Here is a 19,073-nt window from a genome sequence, read left to right on the forward strand (position 1 = left end):
CAGATACATTCAATGCTGAAATCCAGTAAATACCAGCGGTAACAGCTATTGAATAAAGAGTTTATACCATGGACTGGTTAGAGCAACTGCGCTGGGACGAAAAGGGGCTGATCCCCGTCATCGCCCAGGAAAAGGACACGGGGGACGTGCTGATGTTCGCCTGGATGAACCGCGAAGCCCTGCAGAAAACCGCCGAACTGGGCCGCGCCGTGTATTTCAGCCGTTCGCGCGGCAAGCTGTGGTTCAAGGGTGAAGAATCGGGCCACGTGCAGAGGGTGCATGAAATCCGCGTCGATTGCGACCAGGACGTGGTGCTGCTCACCATCACCCAGACCGGGCACGAACCCGGCATCGCCTGCCACACGGGGCGCCACTCCTGTTTTTTCAGCGTGCTGCGCGATGGTCGGTGGCAGGCCGTGGAGCCGGTCTTGAAAGACCCGGCCAACATCTACAAGTAAATCTCTATGCAAAGTGACGATACCCTGGCCCGCCTGGGCGCGGTGCTGGAAAGCCGCAAACCCGCCAACGGCGGCAACCCCGAAACCAGCTACGTGGCCCGTCTGCTGGCCAAGGGGCCGGACAGTTTCCTGAAAAAAATCGGCGAGGAAGCCACCGAAGTGGTCATGGCCTGCAAGGATGCCGACCACGGCGGCGACAAGGCGGCGGTACTGTACGAAGTGGCCGACCTGTGGTTTCACAGCATGGTGGCGCTGGCGCACTACGGCCTGACGCCCGAACAGGTGGTGGCCGAACTGGCGCGGCGCGAGGGCCTGAGCGGCCTGGAGGAAAAAGCCCAGCGCAATACACCGTAAGGAAGAACGCATGAACCAAGACAAGGAAATCTGGATGCAGGTTGGCGGCGGCAGCAAGACCGAGCAGCAAATCGCCAGCCTGCGCCAGCTCACCCTCATCCTCTACATCCTGTACGCCTCGTGCTGGGTGCTGGGCGGGGTGCCGGCCATCGTGGCCATCGTCATCAACTACATCAAGCGCGAGGACGCGGCGGGCACCCTGTACGAAAGCCACTTCGCCTGGCAGATGCGCACCTTCTGGTGGGGGCTGGCCTGGGCCGTGGTCGGGACGATCACGGCCCTGATCGGCGTGGGATTCATTATTCTGGCCGTGCTGGTGATCTGGCTGATCTACCGCATGGTGAAAGGACTGCTGTTCTGGAATGACCACAAACCCATGCCCCTCTGAGGTGCGCCACCTCAACCTCGCCCTGCAAGGTGGCGGCTCGCACGGCGCGTTCACCTGGGGCGTGCTGGACGCCCTGCTGGAAGACGGACGCATCGAATTTCCCGGCATCAGCGGCACCAGCGCCGGGGCCATGAACGCCGTCGCGCTGGCCCACGGTTTTGCCAGCGCCGCGCTGGAGTTTCCCGACCACGCCAAGCCGCGCCACAAGGCCGCCCGCGAACGCGCCCGCAAGGCGCTGCGCGACCTGTGGGAAGGCGTCGGCACCCTGGGCTTCTTCACCGCCGGCATGGCCAGCAACCCGCTGCTGGGCATGATGAGCCAGTTCCTCTCGCCCTACCAGACCAACCCGCTGGACATCAACCCGCTGCGCATGTTGCTGCAACGCACGGTGGACTTCGACCAGCTGCACGCTGCGGCCGATCTGGCCGGAATGCCCAAGCTGTTCGTCTGCGCCACCAACGTGCGCACCGGCAAGGGCGAGGTGTTTTCCGAGCAACGCCTGTCCACCGACGCGGTCATGGCCTCGGCCTGCCTGCCGCAGCTCTACAAGGCGGTGGAGGTGGAGGGGGAGTTCTACTGGGACGGCGGCTTCTCCGGCAACCCGGCGCTGTACCCGCTGATCTACCACACGCCCTGCGCCGACATGCTGCTGGTGCAGATCAACCCGGTGGAGCAGACCGCCCTGCCCAGCACCGCTGCCGAGATCGCCGAGCGCGTCAATGAAGTCACCTTCAACGCCAGCCTGCTCGGCGAGCTGCGGGCCATCGACTTCGTGCGCCGCTTGCTGGCCGAAGGCAAGCTCGACCCCAAACGCTACAAAAACGTGCTGCTGCACCGCATCGACGGCGGCGCCGCGCTGGGCGAACTGGGTGCGGCCAGCAAGGCGCGGGCCGATCTGGCCTTCATCCGGCAACTGTTCGAGCGCGGGCGTGCGCAAGGCCAGCGCTGGGTACATACCCACTTTGCCGACATCGGCGTGCGCCAGACGCTGCAAATCGTTGACCACTGTTGAAAATTTTGAATGCCATGACTGAAACCGCCACCGCCCATCCCTACGTCCATGCCCACGATGACAACTGCATCTTCTGCAAAATCGCCGCCGGCCAGATTCCCAGTCGCAAGGTGTATGAAGACGACGAGCTGTTCGCCTTTCACGACATCGCCCCCTGGGCGCCGGTGCATTTCCTGATCATCCCCAAGCGCCACATTCCCTCGCTGGCGCACACCGGCCCGGGCGACGCCGCCCTGCTGGGCCGCATCCTGGCGCTGGCCCCGCAACTGGCCGCCCAGGAAGGCTGCAACCCCTACCCGGACGGCGGCTTTCGCGTGCAGATCAACACCGGTGCAGAAGGCGGGCAGGAGGTGCATCACCTGCACGTCCACGTCATCGGCGGGCCGCGCCCGTGGAAAAAAGCCTGAGAACGTGTTTACGATCTCGGCGCGGGTGTGCAGTCGCGGCCTCGGGCGCTCTGCGTCGTTGCAAATCCTCGCCATAGCTACGGCTATGGCTGCGGTTTGCGCCTAGCAGCCCATCCCGATCTGCATCCCGCACCCCTTCGCGCCGAAATCGTAAACACGTTCTAAGCGTTTCTTGATCTGGTTCCGGTGGCCGTGGCCTGGAGGGGACAAGGCCGCGTCTACAATGCGCAACGTTGTCTAGGAGGTATCTCTCATGGGTTCTTTTTCGATTTGGCACTGGCTCGTCGTGCTGCTGATCGTGGTGCTGGTCTTCGGCACCAAAAAACTGAAAAACATCGGCCAGGATCTGGGCGGCGCCGTCAAAGGCTTCAAGGATGGCATGAAGGAAGGCACCGAGGCCGCAGATGCCCCGGCCAGCCAGGTCACGCACCAGGAAGGTGCCCAGAAAACCACCATTGATGTCGAAGCCAAGCAAAAAAGCTGATGCCGTGGCTGCTGCCCCTGGCGGCTTCTAAGGAGCGTTTGCCATGCTTGATTTAGGTCTGTCCAAAATGGCGCTGATCGGCGCCGTGGCGCTGATCGTCATCGGCCCGGAAAAGCTGCCGCGCGTGGCCCGCACCGTCGGCTCCCTGCTCGGACGGGCGCAGCGCTACGTCGCGGATGTCAAGGCGGAAGTCAATCGCTCCATGGAGCTGGACGAGCTGCGCAAGATGAAGGAATCGGTCGAATCGGCCGCGCGGGACGTGCAGTCCTCCGTGCAATCGACCGCCGCCGAGCTGGAAAAAGACCTGGGCAGCGTCGGCACCGAATTGAAGAATCTGGAGCGCGACCACGCGGAAGACACCAGCGGGGAGCTGTGGCGCAGCACCCTGGATGCCGCCAGCCAGGTGGTGCCCGCCTACCGGCATCCGGGCAAGAATTTCCGCCTCAAGCGCGGCGCCGTGCCGCGCTGGTACAAAACGCGCCAGGGCGGGCTGCGTACCCACGTCCAGTCGGGCGCGGCCCGGGTGGCGCGGTTTCGCCCGAAGAAGCGCTAACTGAATAAAGCGCAGCGCTGACTGAAAACAATGTCCTCCACACCTCCTACTGAAGACGAACTGGCCGGTACCGAACAACCCTTCGTCCAGCACCTTATCGAATTGCGCGACCGGCTGCTCTACAGCGTCTACGGCGTGGCGCTGGCCGTGATCGTGCTGGCCATCTGGCCCGGCCCCAACGGGCTGATCGACCTGATCGCCCAGCCCATCCGGGCGCACATGCCGCCGGACGCCAAGCTGATTGCCGTGGGCGTGTTCTCGCCGTTTTTCGTGCCTTTGAAGGTGCTGATGATGGTCGGCGTGCTGGCCGTGCTGCCGTGGATCATGTACCAGCTGTGGGCCTTCGTCGCCCCGGGCCTGTACAGCCACGAAAAGCGCTTTGCCATGCCGCTGATCGTTTTCGGCAGCCTGCTGGCTTACCTGGGTATCGCCTTCGTGCAGTTTTTCGTGCTGGACAAGATGTTTGCCTTCATCCAGGGCTTCACCCCGGCCAGCGTGGCGGCCACGCCCGACATTGCTTCGTATGTGGAGGCGATCCTGTCGCTCTACCTGGCGTTCGGTCTGGCGTTTCAGGTGCCCATCGTGGTGATGTTGCTGGTGCGCTTCGGCCTGGTCGAGATCGCCAAGCTCAAGAGCTTTCGCGGCTACTTCATCGTGGTGGCCTTCATCATCGCCGCCATCGTCACCCCGCCGGACGTGATCTCGCAACTGGCCCTGGCCGTGCCCATGTGCCTGCTGTACGAAGTCGGCATCATCGCCGCCGGGTGGTTTGCCAAGACCAAGCCCGCCGAAGATGGTGAAGCAACGCCATAAGGGTTGCTTGATAAAAAGTAGCTTCTTCCGCTGATGTGCAAAGGGTTTCAGGGTTTAAATATCCTGAAACCCTTTTTTCATCAGCGCTGCAAGCTATTGTTTTGTTCGCGCTGGGCACTGGGGCGGGTCAGCGGCGTGACTTGCAGCGCCTGGGCCTGTCCCCCGCGCATGACCTGTACCGCATAGCTTTGCCCCGGGCGCAGCGCAGCCACGGTACTCATCAGTTCGGCCACGGTGCGCGTGGGCTGGCCGTGGACGCTCAACACCACGTCGCCGGGCTGCATCCCCGCTTGCGCTGCCGGCCCGGCCTGCAGCACGCCGGTGATGATGACGCCGCTGCCCGGCGGCACGCCAAAGGTCTGCGCCAGCTCGGGCGACAGTTCGCCCGGCTCCACGCCGATCCAGCCGCGCGTGACCCGGCCCTCGCGCACGATGCCGTCCAGCACCATCTTCGTGGTCGAGACGGGAATGGCAAAGCCGATGCCCATGCTGCCGCCCGAGCGCGAATAAATCGCCGTGTTGATGCCCAGCAGGTGGCCGTTGATGTCCACCAGGGCGCCGCCGGAATTGCCCGGATTGATGGCCGCGTCGGTCTGGATGAAGTTCTCGAAGGTGTTGATGCCCAGGTGGTTGCGCCCCAGGGCGCTGATGATGCCGCTGGTCACCGTCTGGCCCACGCCGAACGGGTTGCCGATGGCCAGCACCTGGTCGCCCACGGCAATGTGGTCGGAATTGCCCAGGACGATGACGGGTAGCTCCGGCAGTGCGATCTTGAGGACGGCCAGGTCGGATTCGGGGTCGGTGCCGATCACCTGGGCGCTGGTGCGCCGGCCATCGGTCAGGCTCACCTCGATCTCGTCGGCACCCTGCACGACGTGGTTGTTCGTCAGGATGTAGCCGTCGCTGCTGACGATCACGCCGCTGCCCAGCCCGGTTTTCTGCTGCGTGCCCAGGTCGCCGAAGAAGAACTGGAACCACGGGTCATTGGCCCGGGGGTGGCGCACCGCCTGGCTGGTGGTGATGCTCACCACGGCAGGCATGGCCGCCTGGGCGGCGTGGCTCAGGCTGCCGGCCACCGGCTCGGTGTGCGGGGCAGAGGGGGCTTGCAGCAGCACCAGCCCGGTATCGCCAAAGGGCTGGCCGCGTTGCAGCCAGGTCGGTTGCAGGGTGGCCACGACAAAATACACCGCGAGGAGCACCGTCACGGTCTGGGCAAAAAGAAGCCAGTAGCGTTTCATACAAAAAAAGTGCGGATAAAGGCGCATTGTCCGCGATGGCCCCTGCCCTCGTGTCCTCCTTGGGCACCGGCGCAGGCATAGGTACAGGCAGTGTTACAGGCACAATGGCACCATGCAGATTTCTTGTGAACAACTGCTGCAACAGTGCGATGGCCTGTTGCAGCCCGAACGCTTCAAGGACTACGGCCCCAATGGCCTGCAAGTGCAGGGCAGGGCGCAGGTGCGCCGCATCGTCAGCGGCGTCACGGCCAGCCGGGCCCTGATCGAAGCGGCCATTGCCGACGGGGCCGATGCCATCCTCGTCCACCACGGTCTGTTCTGGCGCGGCATGGACGGGCGCGTCACCGGCTGGCTCAAGGAGCGCCTGCGCCTTCTGCTGGCGCATGACATCAACCTGATCGCCTACCACCTGCCGCTGGACGCCCACCCCACGCTGGGCAACAACGCCCAGCTGGGCCAGCGCCTGGGGGTGGTGGCCGATGCCAGCTTTGGCGAGCAGGATCTGGGCGCGATCGGGCCGTGCCGATTTGCCAGTCCGCAGGCGTTGGTCGATCAGGTGGAAAACGCCCTGGGCCGCAGCGCCACCTGGATCAGCGGCGCCCCCGACCAGCCGATTACCCGCCTGGCCTGGTGCAGCGGCGGGGCGCAGGGCTTTTTTGAAGCCGCGCTGGCCGCAGGCGCCCAGGCCTTCATCACGGGCGAGATTTCCGAACCCCAGGCGCACCTGGCCCGCGAAATGGGCGCCACCTTCATCGCCGCCGGCCACCATGCCACCGAGCGCTATGGCGTGGCCGCCCTGGGCGAGCATCTGGCGCAAACGCTGGGCGTCGCGCACCGTTTCATTGAAATCGCCAACCCGGCGTAAGCCCCATGCACTGCCCCCCCACCCAAAAAACCTTTGCCCCCTTTGCCATTACCCAGGGCGATGCCGCCGGCATTGGCCCGGAGATCATCGCCAAAGCCTTTCGTGACCATGCCGAAGCATTGCGCGGCTGCTTTGCCGTGGGCGACGTGGCCACGCTGCGCCGTGCCGCCCAGGTGATTGCCGGCCCCGGCCAGGGCCTGCTGCCCGTGGCCGAGATCGCCGCGCCGCAGGATGCCTGGCGGGTGCCGCCGCGCTGCCTGCCCGTGCTGCCCTTGCCGGGCCTGCCGCCGCCGCCCGCCTGGGGACAGATCAGCGCCGCTGCCGGGGCGGCCGCTGCGCAGTGCGTGCAGTGGGCCGCCGATGCCGCCTTGCGTGGCGAGATTGCGGCCCTGATTACCGCCCCCTTGCACAAGGAAGCCCTGCACGCTGCCGGGGTGGACTTTCCCGGGCACACCGAGTTGCTGCAGGCCCAGGCCGCCCGCCATGCGGGCGTGCCCGTCGCGCAGATGCCGGTGCGCATGATGCTGGCCACCCCCGAACTGCGTACCGTGCTGGTGAGTATTCACGTCAGCCTGCGCCAGGCGCTGGCCGCCGTCACCCAGGAGAACATCCTGCAAACCCTGGCAATCACCCACCAGGCGCTGACCCCCATCCTGGGCCATGCCCCGCGCATCGCCGTGGCCGGGCTCAACCCCCATGCAGGGGAGGGCGGGCTGTTTGGCCGCGAGGAGCTGGACACCATCGCTCCGGCGATTGCGGCGGCCCGTGCCATGGGCGTCGATGCCCACGGCCCGTATGCCCCGGATACCGTGTTCATGCGGGCCCGCAATACACCCACCCACCCTGGGGAATTTGAGGTGGTGTTGGCGATGTACCACGATCAGGGTTTGATTCCTATCAAATATCTGGGCGTTGAACATGGCGTGAATGTCACCCTGGGCCTGCCGCTGATTCGTACCAGCCCCGACCACGGCACCGCTTTCGACATCGCCGGACACGGTGTCGCCGATCCTGCCAGTCTGGTGCAAGCTGTTTGTCTGGCGCAGCAAATGGCAGCTGCGCCGGGTCTGGCAGGCGGTTTTGGCCAGGCGCCGGCCTCTTGAACACCTGCGCGATGAAGAACTGCCTAGGGTACGGGTCAGGCCTCTTGTCAGGTGAGAAAAACCCCGTCCTAGCCCTGTGGGGCGTTTGGAGTTGCTGTAGCGGCTCCGCTACAATTTAGCGGTTATTCCCTAATCTAGCGATGTTTAATCGAGGATCCCCATGAGTGAAACTCCTGTCGACTCCAGCAAGCGGACGTGGATCATCACGTCGGCCTGCGCTGGCGCGGTAGGCGGCGTCGCGGCCGCTGTCCCTTTTGTAAGCACCTTCCAGCCTTCTGAGAAGGCCAAGGCTGCCGGTGCAGCGGTGGAGGTGGATATCTCCTCCTTGCAGCCCGGCGAAATGAAAACCGTCGAATGGCGCGGCAAGCCGGTGTGGGTCGTGCGCCGCACCCAGCAGCAGCTCGATGAACTGAAATCGCTGGACGGCGACATGGCCGACCCCCATTCCGAGCGCACCGCATTCCCCACCCCCGAGTACGCCAAGAACGAATGGCGCTCGATCAAGCCCGAATACCTGGTGCTGGTGGGCATCTGCACCCACCTGGGCTGCTCGCCGACCAGCAAGTTCGCCACGGGGGCGCAGCCTTCGCTGCCCGATGACTGGAAGGGCGGATTCTTCTGCCCCTGTCACGGCTCCACTTTCGACATGGCTGGCCGCGTGTTCAAGAACAAGCCCGCACCGGACAACCTGGAAGTGCCCCCGCATATGTACCTGTCAGACACGAAGCTGCTGATCGGTGAAGACAAGAAGGCCTGAGGGAGACGACATGGCTCACGAATTCAAGGACATTGATCCGAATGCGCCGACCGGCGCCAAGGTGGTGAACTGGTTTGAAAACCGCTTCCCGACCGCGTTTTCCGCTTACAAGGTTCACATGTCGGAGTACTACGCTCCGAAGAACTTCAACTTCTGGTACATCTTCGGCTCCCTGGCCCTGCTGGTGCTGGTGATCCAGATCGTCACCGGCATCTTCCTGGTGATGAACTACAAGCCCGACGCCGCCAAGGCGTTCGAGTCGGTCGAGTTCATCATGCGCGACGTGCCCTGGGGCTGGCTGATCCGCTACATGCACTCCACCGGTGCCTCGGCCTTCTTCATCGTCGTCTACCTGCACATGTTCCGTGGCCTGATCTACGGCTCCTACCGCAAGCCGCGCGAACTGGTCTGGATTTTCGGCTGCGCCATCTTCCTGGCGCTGATGGCCGAAGCCTTCATGGGCTACCTGCTGCCCTGGGGCCAGATGTCCTACTGGGGCGCCCAGGTGATCGTGAACCTGTTCTCGGCCATCCCCTTCGTCGGCCCCGATCTGGCGATTCTGATCCGTGGCGACTACGTGGTCGGCGACGCAACGCTCAACCGCTTCTTCAGCTTCCACGTCATCGCCGTGCCGCTGGTGCTGATCGGCCTGATCGTGGCCCACTTGCTGGCGCTGCACGATGTGGGTTCGAACAACCCGGACGGCGTGGAAATCAAGGCCCCCGGCGCTCCGAAGGATGCCAACGGCCATCCCCTGGACGGCGTGCCCTTCCACCCCTACTACACTGTGCACGACATCTTCGGCGTGGCTGTGTTCCTGTTCCTGTTCTCGGCCGTGGTGTTCTTCGCCCCCGAGTTCGGCGGCTACTTCCTGGAGTACAACAACTTCATCCCGGCCGACCCGTTCAAGACACCCAACCACATCGCCCCCGTCTGGTACTTCACGCCCTTCTATTCGATGTTGCGTGCCATTACCGCTGAAATGATGTACGCGCTGATCGCCTGCGTGGTGCTGGCCATGGGTTTTGCCGCATTCAAGTCCAAGCTGCCGGGCCTGTTCAAGATGGCTGCCCTGGGCGCTGGCGTGGTGGCAATCGCCCTGATGCTGGCCATCGACGCCAAGTTCTGGGGCGTCGTGGTCATGGGCGGTGCCGTGATCATCCTGTTCGCCCTGCCCTGGCTGGACTACTGCGAAGTCAAGTCCATCCGCTACCGTCCGGGCTGGCACAAAGTGATGTACGCCATCTTCGTGGTGAACTTCTTCGTCCTGGGCTACCTGGGCGTGCTGCCTCCCTTCCCGCTGGGTGAAAAAGTCTCGCAAGCGGGCACCCTGTTTTACTTCGGCTTCTTCCTGCTGATGCCTTGGTGGAGCCGCATCGGCGCAACCAAACCTGTGCCTGAGCGCGTGACCTTCAAGCCCCACTGATCGGCCAGGAGTAACAAACCATGATGAAAAAATTTATCCTTTCGCTGATTGCCGCTCTGGGCATTGCCACGGGTGCGCACGCTGCCTCCGATGCCGGCATCCCCTGGGACAAGGCACCGGTCGACATCAGCAACCAGGCATCCTTGCAAAACGGCGCCAAGCTGTTTGTGAACTACTGCCTGGGCTGCCACTCCGCTGCCTTCATGCGCTACAACCGCCTGCAGGACATCGGCCTGTCCGAACAGGAGATCAAGGACAACCTGCTCTTTACCACCGACAAAGTGGGCGAGACCATGATTGCCGCGATCAATCCCAAGCAGGCCAAGGACTGGTTCGGCGCCAACCCGCCTGACCTGACCGTCATCGCCCGCTCGCGTGCCGGTCACAATGGCACGGGTGCAGACTATCTCTACACCTTCCTGCGCACCTTCTACCGTGACGACACCAAGGCCACCGGCTGGAACAACCTGGCCTTCCCCAGCGTGGGCATGCCCCATCCCCTGTGGGAAATGCAGGGCCAGCGCCGCGCCGTGTTTGAGGGCGACCATTTCAAGGGCTGGGAGCAAATCACCCCCGGCACCCTGAGCGAGCAGGAGTACGACCAGCAGATCGGCGACCTCGTAAACTACCTGCAATGGATGGGGGAGCCGGCCCAGGCCACCCGTGTCCGCGTCGGTGTCGGCGTGCTGATTTTCCTGGCCATCTTCATCGTTATTGCCTGGAAGCTGAACGCAGCCTTCTGGAAAGACGTTAAATAACCAACCGCGCAGCGGCCGATTGCCAGTGCAAATCCGGCACCGGCAATCGGCCGCTGAAAGTCAGAGTGGGCGCTGCAACAGGCGTCCCACTCTTTTTGATTTTTAGGAGCCTTCGCCATGATGGTGCTTTATTCGGGAACCACCTGCCCTTACTCCCACCGCAGCCGCTTCGTGCTGTTTGAAAAAGGCATGGATTTTGAAATCCGTGACGTGGACTTATTCAGCAAGCCCGAGGAAATCATGGCCATGAATCCCTACGGTCAGGTGCCCATCCTGGTCGAGCGTGACCTGATCCTGTACGAGTCGAACATCATCAACGAATACATTGATGAACGCTTCCCCCACCCCCAGCTCATGCCCGGCGACCCGGTAGACCGCGCCCGGGTACGCCTGTTCCTGCTCAACTTCGAGAAAGAACTGTTTGCCCACGTCAATACCCTGGAACATGCCAACGGCAAAAAGGGCAACGATAAAGAGCTGGAAAAAGCCCGCACCCACATCCGCGACCGCCTGACCCAGCTCGCGCCCGTGTTCCTGAAGAACAAGTACATGCTGGGCGAGAACTTCTCCATGCTCGACGTCGCCATTGCCCCGCTCTTGTGGCGTCTGGACTACTACGGCATCGAACTGTCGAAGAACGCCGCTCCGCTGCTCAAATATGCCGAGCGCATCTTCTCGCGCCCGGCGTATATCGAAGCGCTCACCCCTTCCGAAAAAGTGATGCGCAAGTAAGCATTGGCCTGGGGAAAAAGGACTGTTATGGACGAAACCAGCACAACCTCCACCCGCCCGTACCTGTTGCGGGCCTTGCATGAGTGGTGTTCCGACAATGGCCTGACCCCCTATCTGGTGGTGCAGGCCGACGACAGCGTGCAAGTGCCCCCGGCATTCGTGCAGGACGGGCAGATTGTGCTCAACGTCAGCTACGACGCCACCAGCGGCCTGCAAATGGACAACGACTTCATCCATTTCAAGGCCCGCTTCGGTGGCAAGCCCCATGAAATCATCCTGCCCGTCGGGCGGGTCGTTGCCATCTACGCCCGTGAAACCGGGCAAGGCATGTCCTTTCCCCCGGAAGAGCCCCAGCCCATGGATGCAGCAGCCTTTGCTCCCGCAGAGCCGCCTGCGGCCAAAGCCCCGGTCGTGCAACTGGTCAGCAGTACCAAGGACGAATCCCCCGCCAGCAGCATGGATGGCGACGACGAACCGCCTCCCCCCCCCGCCTGCCGGCAAGCGCCCGGCGCTGAAATTGGTGAAGTAATTTTTCGGCTAGAATCCGCCCTTTACCGAAATCCGCCGGTTTAGCTCAGTTGGTAGAGCACCCGCCTTGTAAGCGGTAGGTCGTCAGTTCGAATCCGACAACCGGCACCATTCATTCATCCCGCAACGTCGCAAGATGTCGCGGGATTTCTTTTTCTCTGCGTTCAAGCAGACGTCAGGCGGTAAATTTCTGCGTGCAGGCTGCTGCCCTGGCTGTGGATGCAAGAGCCTGTAGACGTTGCGGTGAGATAGTCCTCTGAATCCCTATTACATAGGCGAAATCATGCAAGCTTATGCGTCTTTAGCCAATCCTTTAAAGCTGCGTCAATACGCGTTTGCCAGCCCGCGCCAGTAGCCTTAAAAGCGTCCATGACTTCAGGGGATAGGCGGATAGTGGTCGCAATCTTTGTGGGTGCCCTTTGTGCCCCACGCACGCCAGCGCGGCGATTCATCTTCAGCAGCTCGGCATACAGTTCCGGGTCTAGTACTTCGGCTGCGGGTTTGAAATGACGTAGATCAGCCGTAGTCAATTCACGGACTTCGCCGTCGCCGTCAATCAGTGGTGCGCGTTTGTTCATAGTTTTTAACCTCTCTGACATTCGCTTTACGAAAGCTAATGACACGAATGCCACCAGCTACCGGGGTGAAGCACAGCACATGCAAGCGTGCGTCCAAGAAGCCGATAGCTACCAAGCGGGGTTCCGGGTAGGGCTTGCGTGTGTCCTGCTGCTTGTGGGCGCCCAGCGGCAACTCTTCGAGTTCTTTCAGCATTTGCAGCGCTTCTCTGGATAGCGGGATGGTGCGCTGTGCGTCTGGTTCAGCGCAGCGGCGCGGGCCGCACGCAGTGGTCAAGCACCTCGCCCATTTGTGCCTGGGCAATCCGGTGCCCATGGGCTGCTGCCTTGGCCAGCCACATCAGTGCCTCATGATTGCCTTTTTCGGTGTGGGTTTGTGCTGCGGCGGTACTCAGCCAGTGCATGGCATCGCAATTGCCCTGTTCTGCCGCCAAACGCAGCCAGTACAACGCCGCAGCGTGACTTGGGGGGGGGGGCTTTACTCGCGGCTGAGGCCGCGTAGAGCAGCGCTCCGACGTCTGCCTGGGCCTGGGCATTGCCTGCGTCCGCCTGGCACAAGACCGCCAGGTCCTGCGCACTGAAGACCAGCCCGGTGCAGTCCTGCATCGGTTCCAGAAGACCCTCCAGCGCCAGCATGGTGCGGCCCCGGGCATCCTTTTCCGTGCTGACCAGCACGCCCTCGGCCACGCGCCGCCACAGCGTGCGGCGGCTGATGCCGGTCATTACCTCAGCGGCATCCAGGCTGATGCTGTCCATAGTCGTGGCCTCCTTTGCGTTGCGCCGGGATTTTAGGCGCTCGTTTTACCGGTGCGCCATGCCCCTGTCTTTGGTTTTTTTCCTGGCGCTGCGCAATATGTGCCAGGGGTAGTTGGCATACCTATTGCTGTGCCAAATCTGCCTGGGTGGCATGGTGCCACGTATGACAAATGCACAAAAACGGTCAAAACTGGTGTTTTTATAAGTTGGCATGGCCTTTGCTTAAAGAGTGCTGTCTGTTTTTTTCACTCTTTAAGGAGCTTGCCATGAAACGCACCCTGCGTACCGTGCAAAAGGGTTTTACCCTGATCGAACTGATGATCGTTGTGGCGATTATTGGTATTTTGGCTGCTGTGGCGATTCCGCAGTATCAGAACTATGTCGCTAAATCGCAAGTGGCCCGTGTGATGAGTGAAACTGGTAGCCTGAAAACCGCGATTGAAACCTGTTTGCTGGATGGTGTTACTCAAGCAAATTGCAATATCGGCTGGACACGGAGCAACCTTTTGGGGCAGGAGTCGGGAAACCAAAGCACTGCTGCATCTACAGGCCAAACTGGCCTAACGATTACTGGCAGTTGGGATACCGGTGCCGTGACTATCAATGCCGCGTTTGGTGGCAGTGCAGCTAAGGTTCTCAGCTCCACTACTTTAGGATGGAGTCGTACCACTGAGGGTACTTGGACTTGCTCGACTAATGCTGATGCAAAATTCCGTCCTGCGGGATGTGGTGCTGCTGCTACCGGTGGTGGTGACTCTGGTGGTGATGAATCTACTGATGGTTAATTTGTAGCCAATATGAAATAAAAAGCGCCACTGGGCGCTTTTTTAATTTCTATAAAACATGCGCATTTATTACCGTCTACTGATTTACAGCATTGTGCTGTTGCTGGTCTTTATCCCCTGGCTGGCCTGGGAAACTGACCGCAATATGGTACGCCGCTGGATATACCCCGCACAGGGCCAGTTGGCCGCCTGGTCTACACGCTGCGATGCCCAGGCACCGCGCTGGCTGGATACGCTGGCCCGCGCCATGGCCACCGCGCACGATTCGCCCGCCAACCAGTTGGCTTTCGTCACCCGCAGCGGTGCGGTCAGCGTCTGCACCAATGGCTGGGAGGGCGCCCCTATCCTCAGCCCGCGCCTGGCGCCGGATACGCCGATGCGGCTGGCCAGTTTGAGCAAGATCGTCAGCTTTATTGGTCTGACCGGGGTGCCTGCGGCAGAGCAGGCCGCCTGGCTGGATGCGCCGCTGGTCGAGGTGCTGGGCCTGGCATCGCCCTATGCCGATGCGCGGGTGGGCCGCATCCGGGTGCGTGATTTGCTGAACCACTCTGCGGGGTTCGACCGCCTGAAGACCGAAGACCCGATCACCCGCTTTCAGAACACCCGCAAACAGCAGCGTCCCTGGTGTCCTTACGACCTGGGCACGCTGGCCCACACCCGGCTGGACTATGCGCCGGGCAGCCGTTTTGCGTACCACAACCTTGATTACTGTCTGGCAGCGGCAGCCTATGAAAAGCGCTTTGGCCGCAGCCTGTGGACGGCATTGGCCGAAGATTTTCACCTGCACGACCACGGTCTGGATTGGCTTGACCAGCGCGATACCCCCGTGGCCTACAACTTCATGCACGCCGGCTTGACCAGCCCGGATGCCGGGTTTGTGCAGCGCCTTGATTGGTACGCTGCCCGTGCCCCGATGGGGCTGACGGGCAATGCAGGCGGTCTGGCCCGTTTCATTGACGCCCAGCGTCCCTTGCTGACCTTGGCACAAAACCTGCGTGACGACAGCATCGCCTGCGATGCGCGGCAACTGTTTGCGTGTTACGACGGCTTCTTGAACCGTGTGGAAGTGGACGGCCAGCGCCTGTGGCAGCAAGGCGGCTACCTGTATGGCATGGCGGCGTTGTTTGTGATGGATGAGGCGGGCAACTTCATCGTCTGGTTGGGGGCGGGCGAGGGGCGGCCCCTGACGGCTGCGCCGCAGCAGGTTCGACAGGCGCTGTTGGAAAACGGAGGAGGGGCATAGCGGCATGATTGGTCGGTCAGCGCAGGGCCGTCGCACCCAAACCCTCATTCAATCAACATACTGAGTGCCCGTTACACCCGCGAAGGCGGGTGTCCAGTGACGGCGCTGGCGATGGGTACAGCGGTGATGAAGGTCAGGCTGCGACTGGATGCCCGCCTTCGCGGGCATGGCGGTTGACGGGTTGGTTATGATAAAAAATAATAGCTTATACCGATTGTATTTACTGTGTTTTAGATTGTTTTGTATTTAAAACTCAATGGATACAAGCGGAAAAAGCTATTTTTTTATTTTTCAAGCGGTTGGCCCCCGACCACGCCGGTCGGCACTGTCGCGGTGATTCGTGCACAGCATCCCTGGATACCTGGGTTGGTTCAACGAATCCAGACCTCGCGACGCACTTGGGCTAGGATCGCCCATGCGGCTCCGTGCAGAGGTGCTGCCTGTGTCATAAGTATTGAGGTTATGAAATTTTAATTTAAATGCTACAATCAACGTCCTTAGGACGTTGATTGTAGCATTTAATAGATTGGAATAATGACGTTTGATGTTTTGAACCCTCTCATCAAGCCCATCCAGGAACGGTTGGGGGCGTGGGCGCGGCCAGTGGTAACCGGGTACGAGTTGGGGGTTTTGGTGGCGACCCAGGCAGCAGGCGTGCCGGTTTCATTGGGTTTGTATGCAGAGGTGGTGCGCACTTTGTCATCGTTTGGCTTGATTTCACCGGCCAAGGGGTTCAAGGCGGGCACGGTTTTCCAGCTTTTTGGGCGCAACAAGCCGCTGGCGGTGGAGGTGGCGTGTGCTGTGGATCCGTTCGGCTATATCAGCCATCTGAGCGCCATGGAGTACCACGGCATTACTGACCGGTTTCCGAAGATTCTGTATTTGTCGACGCCGTCTGGGCAAGAGTGGAAAGCACAGGCTGCGGCCCGTATGGACAGGGATTTGCAAGGGCGCAAGGACGATTACCTTGCAGCCAGATTGCCGGTGCTGAGTTTCCAGAAGCTGGAGCGCATTGATGGGGTGCGGGTAGAGTTGGTGCGTCGTTCGCAGCGTGGCGCTTTCAAGGCGATCAAGTCTCCGTCCATTCGTGTCGCCATGCTGGGGCGTACCTTCCTGGATATGCTGCGCGAGCCGGAGCTGTGCGGGGGAATGCAGCATGTCATCGACACTTACCGGGAATATGCGGCGAAGTATTCGAAGCTGATTGTGGATGAGCTGGACAAGCATGGGACGTCGATTGAGCGGGCGCGGGCTGGCTATCTTCTGGAAGCGGTGTGTGGCTTATCCCATCCGCTGGTGGATGTGTGGGCGTTGAATGTGCAGCGGGGAGGTTCCCGCAAGCTGGATCCGCAGGCTGAGTACGCGCCGTTTTTCTCTGAGCGGTGGGCGCTGTCGATCAACGTTCCATCATTGGGGGAGGCGCAAACGAACGCGGAGGGGCGATGAATGAAGTAGACGTGGAAGCTTGGGTAGAGCAGGCGCCGCACGGGCAGCAGGGCTTTCGGGAGGCGGTGCACATCATTCTTGACGGGATTGGTCATTCTCAGAATCTGAGCGCCAAGATGGTGATGAAGGGCGGGCTTTTGCTGGCCATACGGTATGACAGCTCTCGCTATACCCGGGACTTGGATTTTTCTACCCGGGACAAGTACACGCAAGCAAGTGCAGAGGCTCTTTTGGCAGAGCTGCGCGAAGGCCTGGTCGCGGCAGAGAACCGGCTTTCCTACGGCACGCTGTGCCGTCTGCAATCTCACCAGGTTCAGCCCAAAGGCGAGAACAAAACCCACCATAGCCTGGCGTTGAAAATCGGGTTCGCAAGCCGAAGCAATCCAGGGCAGATGGCCCGTTTGGCGGCTGGTTCTTCTGCGCAGGTGGTGGAAATTGATTACAGCTTCAATGAGGCTGTTTTTGATGTGGAAGTGCTGGAGCTGGATGGAGGTGCAACCATCCACTCGTATGCCCTGAACAATGTGCTGGCGGAAAAGATGCGCTCACTGCTTCAGCAGCCCGTTCGCCGGAGAAACCGTCGGCAAGATGTTTATGACATCTGGCTATTGCTGGAGTCCGGGCCTGTGCTTATGGCTGGGGAGCTTGCCAAGATTCATCAAATTTTGGTGGCTTCTTGTGGCGCCAGGGGGATTGTTCCAGTGGCCGCTGCGATGGAGTCGGAAGGCGTTGTCTCCATGGCCCGCATGGGTTATCGGGAGTTGGCGGCAGATGTGGATGGCGAGCTTCCATCATTTGATGAAGCGATGGGACGGGTTGTGGCTCTGTACCGTGCTTTGCCATGGTGAGTTCGTTTCCATGAAGATCGGCGCATGATCGTTGCCGGTGCGGCGCCCGGGTCTACGCTCAAGTGTGTAGAGCGCTTGGTTGGGCTTCGGCAATTCACATATGATGCGGGCTGTAACACCGTTGGCTGGCTGCATTCGCAGGAGAGTTCACTATGACGAAACACCAATCCGAGATCGACGAGCGCACCAATCTTGCAGGCTCGAACAAGTTTGAAATGCTGATGTTCCGCCTGGGCAAGGACAAGGTGCTGGGCCAGTCCGAGTTGTTCGGCATCAACGTGTTCAAGATTCGCGAGATCATGGCGATGCCCAAGATCACGCCCATCGTGGGGGCGGACAAGTCTTCCCTGGGGGTGCTGAACCTGCGCGGGCAGGTGATTCCGGTGTTCGATCTGCCGGCCATCGTCGGTTGCGAGCCGGAGACGGGGCTGAACATCCTGTTGGTGACCGAGTACGCCCGTACCGTGCAGGCGTTTGCGGTGGAGTCGGTCGAGGACATTGCCCGCTTGGACTGGAAGCAGGTGATTCCCGCCGATGCCAGCGGGACGGCCAAGTCCCTGGTGACCAGCTTTGCCCGGATGAACGACGATGCCAACGGCGAGCAGTGTCTGGCGCAGGTGCTGGACGTGGAGGCCATCGTGCAGATGGTCACCCCGGAGCAGGATCGGCCGACGGTGACAGGCAAGAACATCGGCGCCAAGCTGCGCATGAAGGAGAACACCATCGTGCTGGCCGCCGATGATTCCTTCGTCGCGCGGGCGCTGCTGGAGCAGACGCTCAAGGAGCTGGAGGCGCCGTTCGAGATCGTCAAATCCGGCAAGGAAGCGTGGGAGCGGCTCAACGTCCTGGCCGATCAGGCCGAGGCCGAGGGCCAGTCGATCTACGACAAGGTGGGGCTGATGCTGACCGATCTGGAAATGCCGGAGATGGACGGCTTCACCCTGACCCGGCACATCAAGCAAAGCCCCCGGTTTTCCCGGCTGCCGGTGCTGATTCACTCCTCGCTGTCCGGCACGACCAACGAAGACCTGGTGCGCAAGGTGGGCGCCAATGGCTACATCGCCAAGTTCCAGCCGGCGGAGCTGGCCGGGGCGATTCGTGAATCGCTGGCGGGCAGCCCGGCGCTGGCCGCCGGGTAGGCAGGGCGCGTTCCCTCGTTCCCCCACTCTTTATTTGTCAAGGGCCGCAGCAAGCGGCCCTTGTGCTTTTAGAACGTGTTTACGATCTCCTGAGTAGCAGTGCCAGAAACGCCAAGTGGACGAACTGCAAGCTGGTATTGAGCCAGCGCTCGCAGTTCTTCCATAGCCTGCGGTTCTTCTCCAGCCACGCAAAGCTGCGCTCCACGACCCAGCGCTTGGGCATGACCTTGAAGCTGTGCAACTCGCTGCGCTTGGCAATCTCCACCGTCACATAATCGCCCAGGATGTCCTTGACGCCTTGCGCAAAGGGCACGCCTGTGTAACCGCTGTCCGTCAGCACGCTTTGCACCCGCCCCAGCGAGTGTTTGCAGCGCTTGAATGCCGCAAGCGCTCCTTTGCGATCAG

General features: G+C 61.5%; 24 protein-coding genes, 1 tRNA gene and 1 pseudogene. 21 read left to right on the forward strand and 5 right to left on the reverse strand.

The window, feature by feature from the left end:
• Positions 1-68: 68 nt before the first annotated feature.
• The 8 genes from hisI (at position 69) to tatC (ending at position 4,469) form a co-directional block, all read left to right on the forward strand.
• Positions 69-458, forward strand: coding sequence for a phosphoribosyl-AMP cyclohydrolase (gene hisI / locus ACFO3A_RS07555; protein ID WP_377725354.1), 390 nt, complete (start codon positions 69-71; stop codon positions 456-458).
• A gap of 6 nt (positions 459-464) precedes the next feature.
• Entirely contained in the window at positions 465-812 is a 348-nt protein-coding gene (locus tag ACFO3A_RS07560) for a phosphoribosyl-ATP diphosphatase (RefSeq protein ID WP_377725356.1), read from the forward strand.
• Positions 813-822: 10 nt separating this feature from the next.
• Positions 823-1,200, forward strand: a complete 378-nt coding sequence (locus ACFO3A_RS07565) for a DUF4870 family protein (RefSeq protein WP_377725357.1) — start codon at positions 823-825, stop codon at positions 1,198-1,200.
• A complete protein-coding gene (locus tag ACFO3A_RS07570; RefSeq protein WP_377725358.1) occupies positions 1,175-2,212 on the forward strand; it encodes a patatin-like phospholipase family protein in 1,038 nt (345 codons plus the stop codon). The genes ACFO3A_RS07565 and ACFO3A_RS07570 overlap by 26 nt, the downstream gene beginning before the upstream one ends.
• A gap of 14 nt (positions 2,213-2,226) precedes the next feature.
• The gene (locus ACFO3A_RS07575; protein ID WP_377725360.1) at positions 2,227-2,619 is read left to right on the forward strand and encodes a histidine triad nucleotide-binding protein; all 393 of its coding nucleotides are present in this window, start codon (positions 2,227-2,229) and stop codon (positions 2,617-2,619) included.
• Between the two features lie 253 nt (positions 2,620-2,872).
• Entirely contained in the window at positions 2,873-3,103 is a 231-nt protein-coding gene (gene tatA, locus ACFO3A_RS07580) for a Sec-independent protein translocase subunit TatA (protein ID WP_377725361.1), read from the forward strand.
• 43 nt (positions 3,104-3,146) lie between these two features.
• Complete coding sequence (gene tatB / locus ACFO3A_RS07585; protein ID WP_377725363.1) at positions 3,147-3,656, forward strand: Sec-independent protein translocase protein TatB; 510 nt, start codon at positions 3,147-3,149, stop codon at positions 3,654-3,656.
• Positions 3,657-3,686: 30 nt separating this feature from the next.
• Positions 3,687-4,469: a twin-arginine translocase subunit TatC gene (gene tatC, locus ACFO3A_RS07590; protein WP_377725365.1), complete on the forward strand. Its 783-nt coding sequence runs from the start codon at positions 3,687-3,689 to the stop codon at positions 4,467-4,469.
• Positions 4,470-4,549: 80 nt separating this feature from the next.
• Here tatC and ACFO3A_RS07595 read toward each other — a convergent pair whose 3' ends face one another.
• Positions 4,550-5,707 (reverse strand): trypsin-like peptidase domain-containing protein, encoded by a 1,158-nt coding sequence (locus ACFO3A_RS07595; protein WP_377725367.1) that lies wholly within the window; start codon positions 5,705-5,707, stop codon positions 4,550-4,552.
• A 112-nt stretch (positions 5,708-5,819) separates the two neighbouring features.
• Here ACFO3A_RS07595 and ACFO3A_RS07600 point away from each other — a divergent pair, with 112 nt between their 5' ends.
• From ACFO3A_RS07600 to ACFO3A_RS07635, 8 genes and pseudogenes are all read left to right on the forward strand, one after another.
• Positions 5,820-6,572, forward strand: a complete 753-nt coding sequence (locus tag ACFO3A_RS07600; RefSeq protein WP_377725368.1) for a Nif3-like dinuclear metal center hexameric protein — start codon at positions 5,820-5,822, stop codon at positions 6,570-6,572.
• Between the two features lie 5 nt (positions 6,573-6,577).
• A complete protein-coding gene (gene pdxA, locus ACFO3A_RS07605) occupies positions 6,578-7,675 on the forward strand; it encodes a 4-hydroxythreonine-4-phosphate dehydrogenase PdxA (protein WP_377725370.1) in 1,098 nt (365 codons plus the stop codon).
• Positions 7,676-7,835: 160 nt separating this feature from the next.
• Positions 7,836-8,432: a ubiquinol-cytochrome c reductase iron-sulfur subunit gene (gene petA, locus ACFO3A_RS07610; RefSeq protein ID WP_377725372.1), complete on the forward strand. Its 597-nt coding sequence runs from the start codon at positions 7,836-7,838 to the stop codon at positions 8,430-8,432.
• Between the two features lie 10 nt (positions 8,433-8,442).
• A complete protein-coding gene (locus ACFO3A_RS07615; protein ID WP_377725374.1) occupies positions 8,443-9,858 on the forward strand; it encodes a cytochrome b in 1,416 nt (471 codons plus the stop codon).
• A 23-nt stretch (positions 9,859-9,881) separates the two neighbouring features.
• The gene (locus tag ACFO3A_RS07620; protein ID WP_377725393.1) at positions 9,882-10,616 is read left to right on the forward strand and encodes a cytochrome c1; all 735 of its coding nucleotides are present in this window, start codon (positions 9,882-9,884) and stop codon (positions 10,614-10,616) included.
• A gap of 117 nt (positions 10,617-10,733) precedes the next feature.
• A complete protein-coding gene (locus ACFO3A_RS07625) occupies positions 10,734-11,348 on the forward strand; it encodes a glutathione S-transferase N-terminal domain-containing protein (RefSeq protein WP_377725376.1) in 615 nt (204 codons plus the stop codon).
• A 27-nt stretch (positions 11,349-11,375) separates the two neighbouring features.
• Positions 11,376-11,877: pseudogene (locus ACFO3A_RS07630) on the forward strand (ClpXP protease specificity-enhancing factor).
• A 34-nt stretch (positions 11,878-11,911) separates the two neighbouring features.
• Positions 11,912-11,987 (forward strand) — tRNA-Thr (locus tag ACFO3A_RS07635).
• 170 nt (positions 11,988-12,157) lie between these two features.
• On the opposite strand, the gene ACFO3A_RS07640 is transcribed toward ACFO3A_RS07635, so the two are convergent.
• The 3 genes from ACFO3A_RS07640 to ACFO3A_RS07650 all read right to left on the reverse strand — a co-directional run bounded on the left by ACFO3A_RS07640 (position 12,158) and on the right by ACFO3A_RS07650 (position 13,207).
• Positions 12,158-12,454, reverse strand: coding sequence for a BrnA antitoxin family protein (locus tag ACFO3A_RS07640; RefSeq protein WP_377725377.1), 297 nt, complete (start codon positions 12,452-12,454; stop codon positions 12,158-12,160).
• Positions 12,429-12,647, reverse strand: coding sequence for a BrnT family toxin (locus ACFO3A_RS07645; protein WP_377725378.1), 219 nt, complete (start codon positions 12,645-12,647; stop codon positions 12,429-12,431). Before ACFO3A_RS07645 ends, ACFO3A_RS07640 begins: the two co-directional genes overlap by 26 nt.
• A 152-nt stretch (positions 12,648-12,799) precedes the next feature.
• A complete protein-coding gene (locus ACFO3A_RS07650) occupies positions 12,800-13,207 on the reverse strand; it encodes a hypothetical protein (RefSeq protein WP_377725379.1) in 408 nt (135 codons plus the stop codon).
• A gap of 266 nt (positions 13,208-13,473) precedes the next feature.
• On the opposite strand from ACFO3A_RS07650, the gene ACFO3A_RS07655 reads away from it, so the two are divergent.
• From ACFO3A_RS07655 to ACFO3A_RS07675, 5 genes are all read left to right on the forward strand, one after another.
• Positions 13,474-13,992 carry a pilin gene (locus ACFO3A_RS07655; protein ID WP_377725380.1) on the forward strand — a complete coding sequence of 173 codons (519 nt, stop codon included), beginning with the start codon at positions 13,474-13,476 and terminating at the stop codon, positions 13,990-13,992.
• A gap of 58 nt (positions 13,993-14,050) precedes the next feature.
• Positions 14,051-15,235: a serine hydrolase domain-containing protein gene (locus ACFO3A_RS07660; RefSeq protein ID WP_377725381.1), complete on the forward strand. Its 1,185-nt coding sequence runs from the start codon at positions 14,051-14,053 to the stop codon at positions 15,233-15,235.
• A gap of 534 nt (positions 15,236-15,769) precedes the next feature.
• Positions 15,770-16,681 (forward strand): type IV toxin-antitoxin system AbiEi family antitoxin domain-containing protein, encoded by a 912-nt coding sequence (locus tag ACFO3A_RS07665; protein WP_377725382.1) that lies wholly within the window; start codon positions 15,770-15,772, stop codon positions 16,679-16,681.
• Complete coding sequence (locus ACFO3A_RS07670; protein ID WP_377725383.1) at positions 16,678-17,529, forward strand: nucleotidyl transferase AbiEii/AbiGii toxin family protein; 852 nt, start codon at positions 16,678-16,680, stop codon at positions 17,527-17,529. The genes ACFO3A_RS07665 and ACFO3A_RS07670 overlap by 4 nt, the downstream gene beginning before the upstream one ends.
• 152 nt (positions 17,530-17,681) lie before the next feature.
• Entirely contained in the window at positions 17,682-18,668 is a 987-nt protein-coding gene (locus ACFO3A_RS07675) for a chemotaxis protein (protein WP_377725384.1), read from the forward strand.
• A gap of 79 nt (positions 18,669-18,747) precedes the next feature.
• Here ACFO3A_RS07675 and ACFO3A_RS07680 read toward each other — a convergent pair.
• On the reverse strand, positions 18,748-19,073 hold a 326-nt coding region (locus tag ACFO3A_RS07680; protein WP_377725385.1), incomplete at its 5' end, for a transposase.

It is taken from the genome of Comamonas nitrativorans, from assembly GCF_042654765.1.
GTDB classification, from domain to species: domain Bacteria; phylum Pseudomonadota; class Gammaproteobacteria; order Burkholderiales; family Burkholderiaceae_C; genus Comamonas; species Comamonas nitrativorans.